Below are 15997 nucleotides of genomic sequence, written 5' to 3' on the forward strand. Positions count from 1 at the left end.
GCTGGCGTCCGCGCCTGTCGTGACGCCGTGCCCGCGTCCTGACCGCGGTCGCCGGTCCACGCTCACCCCTCGATCGTCGACTCGAGTTCGGCGAAGTCCTCGACCACCCTGACCGTGACCGGCGTATCCGTAAAGCGCTCGCCCAGGAAGACCACCACGTGCTCGGTCGCAGGGTCGCGGACCTCGATCGCGGTCTCGACCGAGCCGCTCTCGGTTCCGTCGGCCGACCCGAACGAGACCGCGAGGTCGTACGATCCCGGATCGGTCAGTGTCTCCTCGTAGATCGCCGCTGGGTCTGACTCGCCACCGTCGTCGGCCGGCAGAGCGAGCGATTCGTCGAGCACCGTCTCGCCCGCCGGATCCACGAGCGTGAGTGCGCCCGTAACGCGGGCCCCGGTCGTGTTGAACACGTTGACGTCGCCGACCACGCGATCGACGAGCCACTCGCTCGCCCGGGTGCACCCGGCCAGGCCGCCGCAAACGGCGCCGGCCCCCGCCGCGAGCACCCGTCGACGCGTCCGGCGATCGGGTCGAGGCGAGTCGCCCTGCATTCGACCGGCCCTTTCGTGCCCACCGACAAATAGCCGACGAACGTGTCCGGAATCGAACCGGTTGGCTGGCTCCCGTCGAACCATCCGCTCGCGCCGGTTCGGGCGCGTCTGGAACCGCAGGGCTCTCCCGATTCACTTCTGTTCCCCGCGGATCCACCGCGGCGCTCCCCCGATCAACTGAAAGGGTCCTTTGAGCTTGCCGAAGGGGTTTATCGCGGACGGTCGTAGCCGAACGTAGCCGACCATGAATCGACGAAACGTGCTCGCCGGTGCCGGAACGGCCCTGACCGCGGCGGTCGCGGGCTGTCTCGGTACCTTCGGCGACTCCGACCCCGCTGACGGGAACTCGACCTCCCCCAACGAGACGGACGCGAACGGCACGGACCCCGGTCACTCCGGCGACCCGCAGGGATCGCCGGCCGGATCCGAGGAAGATGGCGTTCCCGTCCTCGAGTCGTTCGCGGTCTGCGAGGAGGCGACGGTCCCCGACGCCGAGCGCGAGAGCGACATGGATCCCTGGGGGGTCTTCGTCGCCAGTCGCGACGTCGCGACCAGCTACTTCGAACCCGACGGTGAGGACACGCCGGACGCGGTCGCCACGTTCGTCGAGGAGACGGCGTTCGACGACGGCGAACGGCTGCTGTTCGTCCAGGCCTGGGGCCCCCAGACGTGTTACGAATTGCAACTCGGCGCGGACCCGCGCGTGGGCGGGAACGGCCTGACCCAGGTCGAGTTCGCCGTCGAACGCACCGCCCCGGAGAGTCGGGCCTGCGGCGACGCGATGACCCCCGTCAACCTGCTTCTGCGACTCTCGTACGATCCCGACGGGCCGGATCCGGACGTCGTCTCCGCGTCCGTCGGCGGCGACGCGGCCAGCCCCGCGGAGTTCGAGATCGAGGCCGACCGGTAGGCCCGCTCTCGGCGTGTCCCGGGTCGCAGAACGGAACCGTCCATCCCGGTCTCGCCGGCCCCCGGCGTCCACCCACCGTCGGGGTCGGTTCGGTACTCGACACCGTCTTTATATCGGCGCGAGCGAACGTCTCCGCATGACGGATCGGACCGACGATTCCGACGGCGAGGGCGAGTACCTGGCCCTGGGCATCGCGATCGGATCGGCGCTCGGCGTCTCGATCGGCGTGGCGACGGACCAGCTGGCGGTCGGACTCGCCGTCGGGATAGGCCTCGGCGTCGCGATCGGGGCCGCACTGGAGAATCGTTGAGCGGCGGCGTCGGCTGGCGACTCCGCCGCGGATGGGTCGGCGGACCGATCGCGGACGGGGACTCCGCCCAAACGCGTCCCGCGGTCGACGTCGACTGCGTCGCGGGGGATCGCGACGCTCACTTCAGCCCGCTGGGGCGGTCGGTATCGACGTCCGCCCTGTCGGGGTCGAACTCGAGGAGCCGGGCGCCACACGACGAACACCGGTGGGTCGCGACCGTCGAATCGACGCAGCAGGACTCGACCGGCGTCTCGTCGACCGTGATCGCCCCGTCGCAGTCCGGACAGCGCTCGAAGTGCGACCGGATCGTCTCGAGCAGTTCGACGCGCTGGTCGACGGGGATCTCCCGCCAGCGATCGGTCCGCGCGTCGAGGACCGCGTGACTCGCCAGGTCCGACCGGAGCGCGGCCGGTGACGGCCAGCCCCGAACCCGGTGGCCGACGCGGACGGCCGGATAGGGCCGATCCGCCGGGGCCACGTCGCCCGGCGCCGCGTCGAACAGGTCGGCGAGCGGGCGGCGTCGGCGCGACCCGATGCCCTCGCTCCCGCCGTCCGCCCCCGAGAGTGTGTCCGCACGCGGGAGGCGATCGAGTTCCCGCGCGACGCGAGCGCGAAATTCGCCCGTCAGCTTGCGGGCCGTCCCCTTCGAGCCCGCCTCACCCTCCTCGTCCGGCGCACCCCGTTCACCGGGCCGTGACTCCTGATCCCGCGACTCGGTCGTCAGGACCCCCGCACCGACGAGGAACGTGGTGCCGTCGACGCGAGCGTCGCGGTCGGACTCGGGCGAGTCGACGGCGCTCGCTCCGGCCTGCGGGGTTCCTGCCGCTGACGGCCCCGATCCGTCCGCGTCGTGGACCCACGCCAGTACGCGATCCGGCAGGTAGCGCGCGGTGAGCTGCGGGGTCCCCGGAACGAGATACCCCCGAAGCGCGATCGTCGCGATCGCGAGGGCGAACCCAAGGAGTGCCAGCGGGACCGAGACCGTGGCCACGGCGAGGGCGGCCACGGCCGCGAGCCCGATGTTCACCGCGGTACAGGGGAGACACCGGTTCGCGCCGGTGTGGGCCGGATCCCGGAGTCGGTCGACCGCCGACGCCATTGCCCGATCCTCCACCGCCCAGCGACAAAAACCCGCCCGACCCCGTTATCGCTGCGCGGCCCGTCTCTCCCGGTATGAGCGTGACGATCGAGTTTACGATACCGGCGAGCGAGTTCGCGTTCGCGGACGCGTTCGAGACCGCACCCGACCTCGTCCTCGAGGTCGATCGCCTGGCGAGTCACAGCCGCGAGTGGGTGATGCCGTTCGTCTGGGTCAGCGGGCTCGAATCCGCGGCGGTCGAGTCGACCCTGGGGAGCGATTCCGCCGTCGCCGACCTCGACCTGATCGACGGGGAGGAGGACGTTAGTTACGTCGCGGTGGTCTGGAGCGAGACCGTCACGCGATTCGTCGACGCGATCATCGACGGACAGGGGTTGATCCAGGAGGCCCGAGCGGCCGACGCGATCTGGTACTTCACGCTGAAGTTCGTCGAGCGATCCGCCCTCGCCGACTTCCAGACGCACTTCGAGGAGTGGGGCTACTCGTACACGATGCGACGGGTTACGAACGCGTCCGTCCCGATCGACCGCGAGTACGGGCTGACGACGAACCAGCGCGAAACCCTCCTGACGGCCCTCGAACTGGGTTACTTCGCCGTTCCGCGGGAGGCCCAGATCGACGACCTCGCGGGCGCGCTCGGCGTCTCGACGAACGCGGTCTCCGAGCGCCTGCGTCGCGCGACCGCGGCGCTGACGACGAACACGATCGCGATCACGACCCCGTCGGATGCGGAGTAACCGAGCGGGCCGTTCAGGCGGCTCGGGTCCCGCCGTATTACCCGGTTCGGCGTGGGAGGATCCGTATGAGCGTAATCGCCACGGTATCGGTCCCGGCGGAGTCGTTCGCGCTCGCGGGACTGTTCGCTGCGCATCCGACCGCGTCGATCGAGGTCGAGCGCCTGGCGAGTCACAGTCGCGAGTGGGTGATGCCGGCCGTCTGGCTGGTGGCGCCTGATCCCGTCGCGGCCGCCGAGACGATGCGGGCCGACCCAGCAGTCGAGTCGGTTTCGCTGATCGACGTCGCCGACGAGACCGCCTACGCGACGATTCACTGGGGCGAGCGGGTGACGGCCTTCGTCGACGCGATCATCGATCGCCACGGCGTGCTCAAAACGGCGAGCGCGACGGCGGCCGCCTGGGAACTGACCCTCAAATTCACCGCGCGAGAGGCCCTGGCCGACTTCCAGGCCTACGCCGACGACCACGATCTCGACGTCGAACTCCGCCGCCTCTCCGAGGCATCGGCCGCTCTCGACCGGGTGTACGGGTTGACGCCGGCCCAGCGCGAAGTCCTCGAAACCGCGCTCGAACTGGGCTACTTCGACGTCCCGCGGGAGGCCCAGATCGACGACCTCGCCGCGGCGCTTGACATCTCGACCAACTCCGTCTCCGAGCGACTGCGCAGAGCGACGAAGGCGCTGACGAGTAACACGATCGCCACCGCCGGCATCGATCGCGGCTCGACGTGATGGCCGACGTCCCGTTTCGCGTCCGACGGATCGCTCGAACCCGCCGACTGCGTGCCGCGTGAGCCCCGTTCGACGCGATCGGCCCGGGCTGTCGCGCGCCGTTCGCACGCGCGCCGCTCACGGAGCGCGATGCTCTCCGGCGATTCGTGCCGTGGCCCTGTCACGAACATCGTTCGCCCGTGGGAACTTCCGCGGCCACTTAAATGGCCTCGAACTCACCGCACGACGGGCTTCCCGCCACGGTCCAATTCCTTAGCGATGACCGATCACGATACCGGCCACCCCCGGACCCCCAGTCGGTCGGACGGCGACGCTCGCGCGGACGGGACGGCCGCCGAACCGTCCTCGGTCCGCACCACCGACCTGTTCGAGGTACTCGCCCACCCCGACCGTCGCGTCGTCCTGTCGGCGCTCTGTGCGACGGGCGACGACCTCAGGGTCGAGCCGCTCGCGGCCGAACTCGTTCGCCGGGACGACGCGGTTTCACCGGCGTCGTTCGACGGGTCGCTCGCCGGCGACGCCGATACGCCACCGTCGGAAGCGACCGTTTCGGCGGGTGCACTTCGGTCAGCGACCGTCTCGCTCGTTCACAATCACCTTCCGCGCCTCGCCGCCGCGGGACTGGTGCGGTTCGACCGCGATCGGGAGCGAGTCCGGCCGACGGCCGCGTTCCGACGGATGCAATCGGCCCTCGAAACGCTGCTCGAAACCGGCGCGTCCGTCGAGCGCCAGACCGTTCGGACGGTCGACTCCCGGTAGGTTCGTCTCGCTGGCCGCCGGCGGGATTCGATCCTCGAATCCGCTGGATCTCCCCGCAACGGGATCCTGAAGACGGACCGAGTGCAGCTGCTGCTGACGACGGTCGCGCACGTCTGCCACCTACTTCGTTCCGCCCCGTGATTTGTGACGCCCCGTTCTTCTGCGTGGCATTTGATCACACACCGAATCGCGTAACTTATGCCGTTCGCTGACCTATTCGCACCCATGACAGACTTCGGCCTGAAGATTCGAATGGTGGTCGTCGGCGCGATCCTGTTCGGATTCTACCTCCTGGCCGCCACGTTCATCTCGGCGATGACGGGCATCGGACTGCTGCCGGTCCTGCTCGCCGGCGTCTTGATCGTCCCGCCGATCCAGTACAAACTCGGCAAGTGGATGGCGACCAGGGGCGCAGAGGACATGCCGGAGAACCGCAAGTACCAGCACGTCCACCGCATGACGGAGTCGCTGGCACGCGACATGGGCGTCCCGGAGCCCCGGCTCATGCGCCAGCAGATGGGCGTCCCCAACGCCTTCGCCGTCGGGCGCAAGGGCGCGGGCGTCGTGGTCGTCTCGGACGAACTCATGGCGATCCTGGACGACGACGAGCTCGAGGGCGTGATCGCGCACGAACTCGCCCACATCAAAAACCGCGACGTCATCACCATGGTCGTCGGCCAGTCGATCGGGATGATGGTCGGCTACGTCGCCTACTTCGCCGTCCTCTTCGGCGGCGAGCGAAACATGGGCTCCTGGATCCTCGCGATGGTCGCCTCCCAGATCGCGAACCTGCTGGTGATGATCTTCGTCATGGCCATCTCCCGGTACCGCGAGTACGCCGCCGACGAAGACGCCCGCCAGGTGATCGGCAGCGGCGACCCGCTGGCCCGTGCGCTCGAGAAGATCTCCGCCGGCGCCGAGGGTCGCGAACAGCAGACCAACGACACGGTCGCCGCGCTGTGTATCTTCAACGCCGATCGCAGCCTGCTGCAGTCGATCTTCTCGACGCACCCACCGACCGAAAAGCGCATCGCGAAGCTCCGAAGCTGAGGCCCGTCGAGCGACGATCGGTCCGCCGAGGGTGTTCGTATCGCGTTCGCCCGCGTGTCCGAATCCTGCGGGTCGAGTCCATCGCCGCACCGTGACGTCCGCGAGTGCCGCCGCCGGTCACCGCTCGCGTCGCAACGGGATCGTCGACGCCCGCGGCGGGCCCGCCCGGGGTCGCTGCGTCGCAACGCCTTTACCGTCACCCGAAAACCCTAGGGTATGACGGTCTCGCACCCCGGCCAGCGGGTCGCCGTGCTGGTCGACGCGCAGAATCTCTATCACACCGCCCAGAGTCTCCACAGTCGCAACATCGATTACGCCGCACTGCTCGAAGCCGCCGTCGCCGACCGACAGCTCACGCGCGCGATCGCTTACGTCATCCGGGCGGACTCACCGGAAGAGGAGAGCTTCTTCGAGGCCCTCGTCGACATCGGGTTCGAGACGCGGATCAAGGACATCAAGCGGTTTCCCGACGGCTCGAAGAAGGCCGACTGGGACGTCGGGATGAGCCTCGACGCCGTCACCCTGGCCAATCACGTCGACACTATGGTCCTCTGTACCGGCGACGGCGACTTCTCGCGGCTGTGTTCGCACCTCAGGCACGAGGGCGTCCGGCCGGAGGTGATGGCCTTCGAGTCCTCGACCGCGGAGGAGTTGGTCGACGCCGCGGACAGCTTTCTCGATCTCGAGACGGATAGCGACCGATTCCTCCTCTGAGGCGCCGGTCCCGGGTGCCAGCACACGCTCGACGATAGCGGCACGCTCCCGAACGTCGATACGGCAGCCGTCCGCCCCGCTCACGGCTACCGAAGTGTTCGTGCCGGCCGAGTCAGGCGACGTGTGACTCTCGATTCCGGATCGCGGCGATCGCGACGGCGCCGACGGTGAGCGCGATCGCGAGTCCCGACAGTCCGTAGAGGACGGCTTCCGAGATCGGCTGAGAGCGGCCGAGGACCAGTAGCCACGCCGCCCCCAGGAGGAGGACCCCGAGCCCTACCTGTGTCTCGTCCATTGACTACCGGTCGTACGTCGAGACCGGCAATAACCTCATCGATTCGGCTCGATCCACCGGCCGGTGGCAAAATGTGAACGGACGAGTCGATAGACTTTCGGAACTGACGACGAAGGGAGCAACGATGAGTGACGCCACTGCGGTGGACTCGCTCGGCGTCGTCGCCGACTACCAGTTCGGCGCGGGCGCCGGACGCGCCCTCTTCGCGCCGGGCGAATCGCGGACGATCACGCGAACCGGCAGCGGGCGCCCCCAGCAGGTCCACGTCGACGGCGACCGCGTGGTTTCCTACGGCACCGACGGCCGCTTCACGCTCGGCATCGAGGGCGGGCGACGACTCGCATCGACGTTCGACGCGCCGCGGGCGCGCGTGATCGTCGACGACGAGAGCGAACCGTTCGTCCGCGACGGCAAGAACGTCTTCGCGAAGTTCGTCTGCGACGTCGATCCGGCGATCCGGACGGGCGACGAAGTCGTCGTCGCACACGAGGACGACACGCTGCTGGCCGTCGGGCGGGCGGAACTCGACGCCGAATCCGTCCGCGACTTCGAGACGGGGATGGCGGTGAAGGTGCGCGAGAGCGTCGGCGCGGCCGACGCCTGACCCGTCGCGCGGTCGACCGCCGCGGGGAGGCGATCGCCCGGCGGTCGAGGATTCGGTCCGATCGTCGGTCAGGGACTCGATCGCTGTCGTCAGCCTTTTGCCCGCGCGTGGCAACCCAACGAGTATGTTCGGGGGAGGCGGCGGACTCGACCCGCGGAAGATGGAACAGATGATGGACCAGATGGGCATCGACATGGACGAACTCGATGCCGAGGAGGTGATCATCCGGACGGCCGACCGCGAACTCGTCTTCGAGTCGCCGGACGTCACCAAGATGGACGCCCGCGGCCAGGAGACCTACCAGGTCATCGGCTCGCCGAACGAGCGCGAGCGCGGCGCCGGCGGCGACGAAGCGGGCGGCGCGAGCGCCGGCGGCTTCGACGAGGAGGACGTCGAACTCGTCGCGACGCGGACCGGCGCCGGCGAAGACGCGGCGCGCGAGGCGCTGGAAGCGACCGACGGCGACCTGGCGGCGGCCGTCGCCCGGCTGGAGTGAGCCGGTCGTGACGGTCCTCGTCGTCTACGAGGACCGCGAGTACCTCGTCGAACCGGGCGAGGAGTTCGGCACCGACCTCGGCGTGCTCGAGGTCCCCGCGGACGTCGAACCGGGCCAGACGATCGAGACGCACCTCGGCACCGAGTTCCGCGTCCGACGCCTTCGCGGTCCCGACCTCTTTCATCACTTCGAGCGGACGGGCGCCCCGATGGTCCCGCGCGACGTCGGCCTGATCATCGGCGAGACGGGCGTCTGCACCGGCGATCGCGTCCTCGACGCGGGCACCGGGACGGGCGTCCTCGCGGCCGCGATGGCCCGCGTCGGCGCGTCGGTCTGTACCTACGAGCGCGACCCCGACTTCGCCGACGTCGCCCGCGAGAACATGGAACTGGGCGACGTCTCCGACTCGGTCGACGTCAGGACGGGCGACCTGACCGCGGAACTCGACGCCGTCGCCGACGCCGACCCCTTCGACGTTCTCACGCTCGACACCGGCGACGCCCCGACGATCGTCGAACGCGCTCCCGACCTCCTCGTGGAGGGCGGCTTCCTCGCCGTCTACAGCCCCTTCGTCGAGACGACCCGCGAGGTAGTCAAGGCGGCTACCGAGGCCGGTCTCGCCGACGTTCGGACCCGCGAGACCATCCAGCGCGAGATGGACTTCGACGACCGCGGCTCGCGGCCCTCGACCGCCCCGGTCGGGCACACGGGCTATCTCACGATCGCGCGCAACGACTGACGTCTCGACCGTTACGGAACGAATTCCCTCGATTGGAGAGAATCGACGCAATATTCCCTCGCTTCGGTGTTCTACGGTTCTGGTCGATACCGACGGCTCGACGGCTTTCTATAGCCGTGCAACCATTCGGTGTGGTCGGTTGCATACGGCGCGCTTCGCGCGCCGTTTCACCGCGAGCGCGGCCGCGCTCGCGGCCCTTTTTCATCGAAGTTTTTCAAGGAGTGGTTCGCGCGTAGTGCGAACCCGACGCAGAAAAAGTTCGTTAGTGGTCGTCCTCGCGCCACTTGTGCTCGCACTCGGTGCAGATGAAGAATCGGGTCTCGGATTCGTCGGCCGAGCGGATCTGCTGGAGGTACCAGCGGGCGCGGTCGTTGCCGCACTCGGGGCACCGTTCGTCCGTTTCGGGCAGCGACGTCTCGTCGGAGGATTCGATGACTTCGCTCGCCTCCTGGTCGTCGGTGACCACGTAGGCGTCGGTGTCGCCTTTTGGTTTCGTGTAGTCGCAGTTGCCACAGACCCACAGGCCGTCGTCGGCTTTCATCATCGAGCCGCAGTCGTCGCAAAACTCCATCCTTGCGAGTACCTGGCCCGGCGAGTGACTTAAGCGGCGTGTTTGGCCGCCGGCGACGGTCGGCGGCGGGTCCGCTCACCGCGGTGGGTTAGCCCTCGCCTTCGGACTGGTACGGTTCGCCGACGGCGGAGCGCGGGAGCGAGCCGAGGAGCTCCGACTCGAGTTCGTTCTCGCTGTCGAATCGGTCCGTGCCGACCAGCTCGAGCGTCTCGTCGATCGTCGTCTCGCCGTCGGCCAGTTGCAGCGTCGTCTCGCCGATCTCGTCCGAGACGCGCCGCTTCGACGCGGGGTACGAGAGGGTCTCCAGTCGGTCCGTCAATTCGTTCAGCTGGATCGTGACCATGCGTACCGCTCCGCGCGCCAGCGCCAAGAACGGAATTCGTATCGAGGTGGACAGTCAGGCGGGCAGTCCGGTCGCCGGAACGACGCATCGTCGCCTTCAGAACCATCATGGCGGTGGGCTTCGAAGCGTCGGTGAATGCGACGGTCGGTCCGGCAGGGCGTTCGGTCGATGTTCGACGTCGATCCGCGGGTGTTCGCCCTGGCGTTCGCGCGACTCGCCGACGGGGTCGGGAACTCGTTTCTGGTGATCGTGATCCCGCTGTACGTCGCGAGCGACGTCGTCACCGGGGCGACGTACGGCCTCGCGCCGGCGATGATCATCGGGATCATCCTCTCGCTGTACGGCCTGCTCAACAGTCTCGCACAGCCGTTTTCCGGCCGGCTCTCCGATCGCCACGGGGCGAGAAAGCGCTACATTCTGGTGGGGCTGGGCGGGCTGGCGGCGACGAATTTCAGTTACCTGTTCGCCGATTCCTACGTCGCCCTCGTCGGTATCCGAGCGTTGCAGGGCGTCAGCGTGGCGTTCATCGTCCCGACGTCGGTCGCGCTGGTGAACGAACTCGCCGCGACCGGCCGGCGCGGCGGGAGCATGGGCGTCTACAACACCTTCCGGCTGGTCGGGTTCGGGGCTGGCCCCGTCGTGGCCGGCGCGATCGTCTCGGCCGGTCCGTACGACGTTTCGCTCGGCGACGCGGGGCTGGTGCTCTCGGGGTTCGAACTTACGTTCCTGATCGCCACCGCGGCGGCGCTGGTGAGTTTCGCGATGGTGGGCGTCCTCATCACCGACCCGGAACGCACCCGGGCCGCGGCGGGCGGCTCGCCGTCGATCCGATGGCGCGATCCCCGGGGCGAGCACCTGCTGAACCCCGTCATCACGCTCGGCCTGGCGACGCTGTTCATGACGATCGGGATCGCCGTCTTCGCGCCGATCCAGAACGAGGTCAACGCTCGCCTCGGCCAGGGCTCGACCTGGTTCGGCCTGCAGTTCTCGGCGTTCGTCCTCGCCCAGATCGTCCTCCAGACGCCGATCGGGAGCGCGAGCGATCGGGTCGGCCGTCGGCCGTTCATCCTCTGGGGGATGGTCCTGCTCGTCCCCGCGACGCTCGCCCAGGGCGTCGTCACCACCTCCGGTGCGATGCTCCTCGCCCGACTGGGCCAGGGGATCGCTGGCGCGATGGTCTTCGCCCCGGGGCTCGCGCTCGCCGGCGACCTCGCGCCCGAGGGCGAATCCGGGACGACGCTGTCGGTGCTCACGATGGCCTTCGGCTTCGGCATCGCCATCGGCCCCCTGGTCTCGGGCTTCCTCGTCGGGCTCGGCTTCGTCGTCCCGTTCGCCTTCGCCGCCGGACTGGCGGCGCTCGGCGCGGTCCTCGTCGCCACGCAGGTCGAGGAGACGCTCGACGACGGGGACAGGTCGGTCGATATAGACGGCTGAGCCTAGTGTGGAACGGTGACCGGGCTCCCATGTCGGCCGTATCCGAGCGAGCGTCGCGAGCGAGGTTCACCGGCGAAACGGGCGGAGCCCGTTGAGCCGGCCTTTTTTTCATCGAAGTTTTTGCGGTGAGCGGTGCGCTTCGCGCACCCGAACCGCAAAAAGTTCGCAATGTAGAAGTGGGGAATCGGCGTAACGGGTGACGATGACCCTCTCCGAGGAGGCGCTGGATCGACTCGCGGACGTGGTGGAGCTCCAACCGACGAAGAACAGCGAGCTCCAGGACCGGTGGGAACTCGACAGCGGCAGCGACGTCCACCAGTACCTCGAGTCGGAACTGTCCGAGTACTACTTCCGCGACGACGACAGCCTCATCAGGGCCACCCCGGAGGCGGCGGACCTGGTCGACGTCGAGCCGGGCGTCGAGAGCGACCCCGAGGGCGGATCGATCCCCTCGAAGATCAGCGTCGACGAGTTGCAGTCGGCGATCCTTTCGGTCGTCCCCGGACCCGACGAGCGATCGGCGAGCGTGGTCGCGATCCTCCAGCGCGTCCGCGCGGAGACGGACTTCGATCCGGACGTCGAGGACGTGCGTGCCGGCCTGAAGCGGTTGCGACGGACGGGCGTCGTCGACGTGGAGTACCGGACGGTGCCGACGTACCGCCTGGCGGCCGAGCGATCCGATATCGACGTGAACGTCACGGAATCCGCGTGAGCCGTCGGCGTACGGGGCGCCCGCTTCGACCCCGTCGGGTGGCGATCACCCCGGCTCGCCGACCTCGCGATCGTCGGCGGGGTCGCTCGCGAGCGTCTGGAGCGTTCGTCCGGTCTCGTCCACGCCCACAGGCGACGTGTTTGGATTCGCGCTGGCTGTGCGCCCAGCGCCCGCTGATAAACTGTGGGCGTATTCCCGCGACGAAAGAGTCACGCGGACCGGTATCTGCGTCCGCCGCCACCGACTCGTATGGGACATCGAATGGCGCGACGGTCTCGCCCACGGTTGCTCGACGTCGCCGGGGCTATCAGCGTTGGAATCGTGGCGTTCGCAACCGTCGCCGTGGCCGTGACGGCCGCACTCGACCCGCACATCTGGCCGTCCGCACTGGTGGGCCTCCCGGCCGGGCTCCTCGCCGGCGTGATCGCCACGATCGCGGCCCACCGACGGCTCACCCGGTGACCACCCGCTGAGGGAGTACTCGACGACGTGCGTCGACGATGTGTCACGCGCCCCCGTGGTGATCGCGACAAAGCGAGCGGTTTCGCCGGGCTGCCGACCGCGATTCGCGCTCGATTTGAGGGTCGGACTATTCGGATTCCCCGGTCTCTTTGATGCGCTGCAACTGGCCGAGCAGCTCGTCGGTCGAACTCTCGGTCTCGTCACTGACGGTGCCCGCGTGGTCGTTCTCGTGTACGTCCACGATATCGTCCGCGTCGGATTCGTCACCGACGTCCTCCTGGTGGAGTGACTCGTCGTATCGGCCCCAGCCCATAGCACCGTCGAGGCGAGGCTCGTATTTATCCTCGTCGGCCGCTCGAACGGGCGACTCCTCGGCGCCTACTCCGTCCTCCGTGACCGTTTTCGGCGTCCACGCTGTTGTTCCGACGGGATCGCGGGGGCTCGTGCCCCTGTTGCACTCTTTATCTATTCATTTCCGCACGTTGGAAGCTCAAGGGAGATAGCAAACGAAGGACGCGTCGTCGCGACGTGCGAGGAGTGCGGGGCGGTCTACGCGGCTGTCGACCTGCCGAACAACGGTCAAAACCGATCGGCGGCCGGAGCGGCTGTGTCTCCTGTGGCGGGACCGAGTTCTCTCCTCGCGGAGCATGACGGGCCCGGCGAGTTGTTCGATGAAACCATCAATAACCGAATCGGCACGCCGGTTTCGGCCGCAGAACGGACCGAAAGGGGCCCAGCTACACCACTCCCCGATAACCGCTCTCGAAACCGTCGTCGGTGGCGTCCCAGTGACAACCGCGTTTCAGCACCATGTTGAGCCGATATCGAAACCCGGTCACGTCGTTCACTCCGAAGCTGGTGACTCACGAGTACACGCGGCATTGAGCCGTCGGATCGGAGAGACGGTCGCACTCGACGACCCGGCTCGGCGTAATCGACCCTGCTCTGGTCATCCCTCGTGTCGGGTGTCCGTGATACGTGAACAGTATCTATCGCATGAATTATTGATATACGTTACATGGGATTTATACTGTGGCCGGCCCCTTGCCCCGTCGGGGTGATTGCCTTGCGCGACCACAAGCGAGTTGTGGGCGTGTGTGAACGCTGCGGCTCGGTATACGCAGCGAAAGAGCTCCTGGATGGACGAATTCGCCCGATCGGAACGGCGTCCTGTTCCTGCGGGTGCAAACGCTTCCAGGAGTCCGGGTGAATCGTTCCGCGCTCGATCAGTGCGGCCGCCCCGTTTCTATCGTCGCGAATCCGGAGCCGTGTCGCTCGTACAGGCGGTCGCGTCATTCCCGACCGGGTCGATACAGTTGGCGGCCTGACGGACGGCGCTGGGGGTACGAGCATCCTACTTACAACGGAGCGTGGCGTCCGACACGACGTTCAACGGACATGAGTCTCGAGGTACGCCGGCTCGACAGCATCGAGTCGGTAAACGAGAACCAGTGGAATAACGTCGTCGAGCAGTCCGAACACGGCTGCGCCTACCACCGGTACGGCTGGCTCCGGGCCGTCGAGCGGGGAACCGGACGGGACCCGAGACACCTCCTCGTCTCGAAGAAGGATAATCCCGTGGCGGTACTCCCGAACTTCGTCACCGAGTTGGGGCCCGTTTCGCAATTGACGTCCATCAAACCGGGCTACGGCGGCCCTATCGCCATGACCGACGAGGCGGCGGCTCTCGAACTGCTTCTGGACGAACTCGCGGACCTGTGTAGCGGGCGTATCCTCTTCAACGCCTTCCGGACCTACGACCAGTCGTACGTCGGCTATCAGGACGTCCTCAGCGAACGGGGATACGAGGTGACGGTGCTCTCCTGTCGTTTCACGCTCGACCTGACGCGGGGGTGGGACGCGCTATTCGCGGATATGGACGGCGAGCGGCGGCGAGACATCCGTCGCGGTAACGATCAGTCCGTCGAGGTCGTCTCCGAACCGATCACCGAGGAGTCCCTCGCCGAGTTCTACGACGACTACGTCCGGGTGATGGACCGCGTCGGCATGCCGACGCTCCCGCGACCGTTCGTTCTCGAACTCGCTTCGCTGGAGGGCCGAATCGAACTATTCTCGTTGCGGGTCGACGGGGCCCACGCCGGATCGTACCTGTACCTCCTCGACGAGGAGCAATCGACGCTGCAACACCTGTTCACCGCCGTCACCGAGGACCACTTCGAATTCCACGCGCCCGCGCTGCTCCACGAACACGCAATCAAGTGGGGAATCGACGAAGGCTACGAGACCTACGAGTTGCGCGGCTCGGCTCCCGACTTCCGAACTGGCGTCTACCGGTTCAAATCCCAGTTCGGGGCGAACGCGATCCCGTTACTCGTCTGGGAGCGAGGCCGACCGGCCCCCGCGCTTTCGGCGTTGCGAGCGGGGCGGTCGATCTACCGACGGTACCTCCAGTGAGCGAGACTCCTGGAAGCGCGAGCTCTCCGTCCCAGGCTGGTACCCGCCTCTTATGACCGGGTGTGGCGGTCGTTACTCCCGGCTACGACTCCCGAGGCCGCGTCGACGATCGCGCCGCCGACCGCGCGGGTGGCGAACCGGAGGTTGCTGCGCGCCCGGTTGAGGAACCACCGCTGCCACTGCTCGCCGTAGGGGACGTACTGGGTGACGGTGTACGCATCGGCGAGCTCGGATTGCGCTTTCGTTCGCACGCCCATTAGCATCTGTATCTCGAAGTCCGTGCCGCATCTATCGTGCAGCGCGGTCGCGTGGTCGATCATCTCCGGATCGTGCGTGGCTACGGCGAGGCCGTTATCGACCATCTCGAACGCGCTCTCGAGCAGTTCGCGGTAGGCACTATCGATCCGCGACCGATCCTGGTACGCCCGACCGGGACCCACGTCGTACGCGCCGCCTTTGACGAGCCTGAGTTTTCCCGACCGGCCGGCGATCCGTTCGAGATCGTCGGGGGTCCGGTGCAGATCGGCCTGCAGGCAGACGCCCACGCTGTCGCCGAACGTTTCGGACAGTGACTCGAAGGCATCCAGCGTTGCATCCACCGTCTCCGGCTCCTCCATGTCGATCCACACGTCTACGTTCTTGCGGTCGGCCGTTGTCACGATGGTCCTGATCGACTCCCTGAACGCGTCCTCGCCGAGGTCGAGTCCCAGTTGCGTCGGTTTGACGGCGATGCTCGCCGCCAGATCGTCATCGGCGAGTGTCGTTGCCAACGTCTGATACGTCCGGGTGGCGTCCGCCGCCCGTTCGTACGCTTCGACGTGGGAGCCCAGGTTGTTCACCGCGGCGGCGATCCCGGCGTCGTTCAGCCGCTCCACGTGGGCGACCGCAGCCGGGATCGACTCTCCGGCGACGAATCGACTCGCCAGGGGCGGAATCATGCCCTCACGGACGGTTCCGTGGCCTATAGCTAGGACCCCGTTTCGATGAGCGGACCGGCCGATGGACGGGGCTCGGCTCGGCCCGTTCCGACCGGTCGGGAGGGTGGGACGAGCGCCGGTCGCGGCG

21 protein-coding genes are annotated in these 15997 nt (G+C 67.8%); 14 read left to right on the forward strand and 7 right to left on the reverse strand.

What is annotated here, in order from left to right; translation table 11 throughout:
- Positions 1 to 62 precede the first annotated feature (62 nt).
- Positions 63 to 551 (reverse strand): hypothetical protein, encoded by a 489-nt coding sequence (locus MXA07_RS05775; RefSeq protein ID WP_247731096.1) that lies wholly within the window; start codon positions 549 to 551, stop codon positions 63 to 65.
- Between the two features lie 244 nt (positions 552 to 795).
- Between MXA07_RS05775 and MXA07_RS05780 the strand changes: the two genes are divergently transcribed.
- Both MXA07_RS05780 and MXA07_RS05785 read left to right on the forward strand, forming a co-directional pair.
- A complete protein-coding gene (locus tag MXA07_RS05780) occupies positions 796 to 1461 on the forward strand; it encodes a hypothetical protein (protein WP_247731097.1) in 666 nt (221 codons plus the stop codon).
- Between the two features lie 136 nt (positions 1462 to 1597).
- Complete coding sequence (locus MXA07_RS05785; RefSeq protein ID WP_247731098.1) at positions 1598 to 1771, forward strand: glycine zipper domain-containing protein; 174 nt, start codon at positions 1598 to 1600, stop codon at positions 1769 to 1771.
- Between the two features lie 118 nt (positions 1772 to 1889).
- Here MXA07_RS05785 and MXA07_RS05790 read toward each other — a convergent pair whose 3' ends face one another.
- Positions 1890 to 2870, reverse strand: a complete 981-nt coding sequence (locus MXA07_RS05790) for a DUF8054 domain-containing protein (RefSeq protein ID WP_247731099.1) — start codon at positions 2868 to 2870, stop codon at positions 1890 to 1892.
- A gap of 74 nt (positions 2871 to 2944) precedes the next feature.
- Between MXA07_RS05790 and MXA07_RS05795 the strand changes: the two genes are divergently transcribed.
- The 5 genes from MXA07_RS05795 (at position 2945) to MXA07_RS05815 (ending at position 6861) form a co-directional block, all read left to right on the forward strand.
- A complete protein-coding gene (locus tag MXA07_RS05795; RefSeq protein ID WP_247731100.1) occupies positions 2945 to 3607 on the forward strand; it encodes a helix-turn-helix domain-containing protein in 663 nt (220 codons plus the stop codon).
- 65 nt (positions 3608 to 3672) lie between these two features.
- Positions 3673 to 4338 (forward strand): helix-turn-helix domain-containing protein, encoded by a 666-nt coding sequence (locus MXA07_RS05800; protein ID WP_247731101.1) that lies wholly within the window; start codon positions 3673 to 3675, stop codon positions 4336 to 4338.
- A 258-nt stretch (positions 4339 to 4596) separates the two neighbouring features.
- A complete protein-coding gene (locus tag MXA07_RS05805) occupies positions 4597 to 5097 on the forward strand; it encodes a DUF7344 domain-containing protein (RefSeq protein ID WP_247731102.1) in 501 nt (166 codons plus the stop codon).
- A 225-nt stretch (positions 5098 to 5322) separates the two neighbouring features.
- Positions 5323 to 6147 (forward strand): M48 family metallopeptidase, encoded by an 825-nt coding sequence (locus MXA07_RS05810; protein ID WP_247731103.1) that lies wholly within the window; start codon positions 5323 to 5325, stop codon positions 6145 to 6147.
- Positions 6148 to 6363: 216 nt separating this feature from the next.
- On the forward strand, positions 6364 to 6861 hold the full coding sequence (locus MXA07_RS05815; RefSeq protein WP_247731104.1) for a LabA-like NYN domain-containing protein: 498 nt from the start codon (positions 6364 to 6366) through the stop codon (positions 6859 to 6861).
- A gap of 112 nt (positions 6862 to 6973) precedes the next feature.
- On the opposite strand, the gene MXA07_RS05820 is transcribed toward MXA07_RS05815, so the two are convergent.
- Positions 6974 to 7156, reverse strand: coding sequence for a hypothetical protein (locus MXA07_RS05820; RefSeq protein WP_247731105.1), 183 nt, complete (start codon positions 7154 to 7156; stop codon positions 6974 to 6976).
- Between the two features lie 124 nt (positions 7157 to 7280).
- Here MXA07_RS05820 and MXA07_RS05825 point away from each other — a divergent pair, with 124 nt between their 5' ends.
- The 3 genes from MXA07_RS05825 to MXA07_RS05835 all read left to right on the forward strand — a co-directional run bounded on the left by MXA07_RS05825 (position 7281) and on the right by MXA07_RS05835 (position 8995).
- Entirely contained in the window at positions 7281 to 7760 is a 480-nt protein-coding gene (locus MXA07_RS05825) for a PUA domain-containing protein (protein ID WP_247731106.1), read from the forward strand.
- Between the two features lie 124 nt (positions 7761 to 7884).
- The gene (locus MXA07_RS05830) at positions 7885 to 8256 is read left to right on the forward strand and encodes a nascent polypeptide-associated complex protein (RefSeq protein ID WP_247731107.1); all 372 of its coding nucleotides are present in this window, start codon (positions 7885 to 7887) and stop codon (positions 8254 to 8256) included.
- A gap of 7 nt (positions 8257 to 8263) precedes the next feature.
- Positions 8264 to 8995 carry a 50S ribosomal protein L11 methyltransferase gene (locus MXA07_RS05835; RefSeq protein ID WP_247731108.1) on the forward strand — a complete coding sequence of 244 codons (732 nt, stop codon included), beginning with the start codon at positions 8264 to 8266 and terminating at the stop codon, positions 8993 to 8995.
- A gap of 262 nt (positions 8996 to 9257) precedes the next feature.
- Here the strand turns inward: MXA07_RS05835 and MXA07_RS05840 are convergent, their stop codons facing one another.
- Positions 9258 to 9566 (reverse strand): transcription factor S, encoded by a 309-nt coding sequence (locus MXA07_RS05840; RefSeq protein ID WP_247731109.1) that lies wholly within the window; start codon positions 9564 to 9566, stop codon positions 9258 to 9260.
- An 88-nt stretch (positions 9567 to 9654) separates the two neighbouring features.
- A complete protein-coding gene (locus MXA07_RS05845; RefSeq protein WP_247731110.1) occupies positions 9655 to 9909 on the reverse strand; it encodes a DUF5789 family protein in 255 nt (84 codons plus the stop codon).
- Between the two features lie 135 nt (positions 9910 to 10044).
- Here MXA07_RS05845 and MXA07_RS05850 point away from each other — a divergent pair, with 135 nt between their 5' ends.
- From MXA07_RS05850 to MXA07_RS05860, 3 genes are all read left to right on the forward strand, one after another.
- Complete coding sequence (locus MXA07_RS05850) at positions 10045 to 11343, forward strand: MFS transporter (RefSeq protein ID WP_247731111.1); 1299 nt, start codon at positions 10045 to 10047, stop codon at positions 11341 to 11343.
- 202 nt (positions 11344 to 11545) lie between these two features.
- Complete coding sequence (locus tag MXA07_RS05855) at positions 11546 to 12055, forward strand: DUF5797 family protein (RefSeq protein ID WP_247731112.1); 510 nt, start codon at positions 11546 to 11548, stop codon at positions 12053 to 12055.
- Positions 12056 to 12316: 261 nt separating this feature from the next.
- Complete coding sequence (locus tag MXA07_RS05860) at positions 12317 to 12517, forward strand: DUF8147 domain-containing protein (RefSeq protein ID WP_247731113.1); 201 nt, start codon at positions 12317 to 12319, stop codon at positions 12515 to 12517.
- 127 nt (positions 12518 to 12644) lie between these two features.
- On the opposite strand, the gene MXA07_RS05865 is transcribed toward MXA07_RS05860, so the two are convergent.
- Complete coding sequence (locus MXA07_RS05865) at positions 12645 to 12830, reverse strand: DUF5786 family protein (RefSeq protein WP_247731114.1); 186 nt, start codon at positions 12828 to 12830, stop codon at positions 12645 to 12647.
- A gap of 1085 nt (positions 12831 to 13915) precedes the next feature.
- On the opposite strand from MXA07_RS05865, the gene MXA07_RS05870 reads away from it, so the two are divergent.
- Entirely contained in the window at positions 13916 to 14932 is a 1017-nt protein-coding gene (locus MXA07_RS05870; RefSeq protein ID WP_247731115.1) for a GNAT family N-acetyltransferase, read from the forward strand.
- A gap of 50 nt (positions 14933 to 14982) precedes the next feature.
- Here the strand turns inward: MXA07_RS05870 and MXA07_RS05875 are convergent, their stop codons facing one another.
- Positions 14983 to 15870 carry a proline dehydrogenase family protein gene (locus MXA07_RS05875; RefSeq protein WP_247731116.1) on the reverse strand — a complete coding sequence of 296 codons (888 nt, stop codon included), beginning with the start codon at positions 15868 to 15870 and terminating at the stop codon, positions 14983 to 14985.
- Between the last annotated feature and the right edge of the window lie 127 nt (positions 15871 to 15997).

Source organism: Halovivax limisalsi, assembly GCF_023093535.1.
Taxonomy (GTDB): domain Archaea; phylum Halobacteriota; class Halobacteria; order Halobacteriales; family Natrialbaceae; genus Halovivax; species Halovivax limisalsi.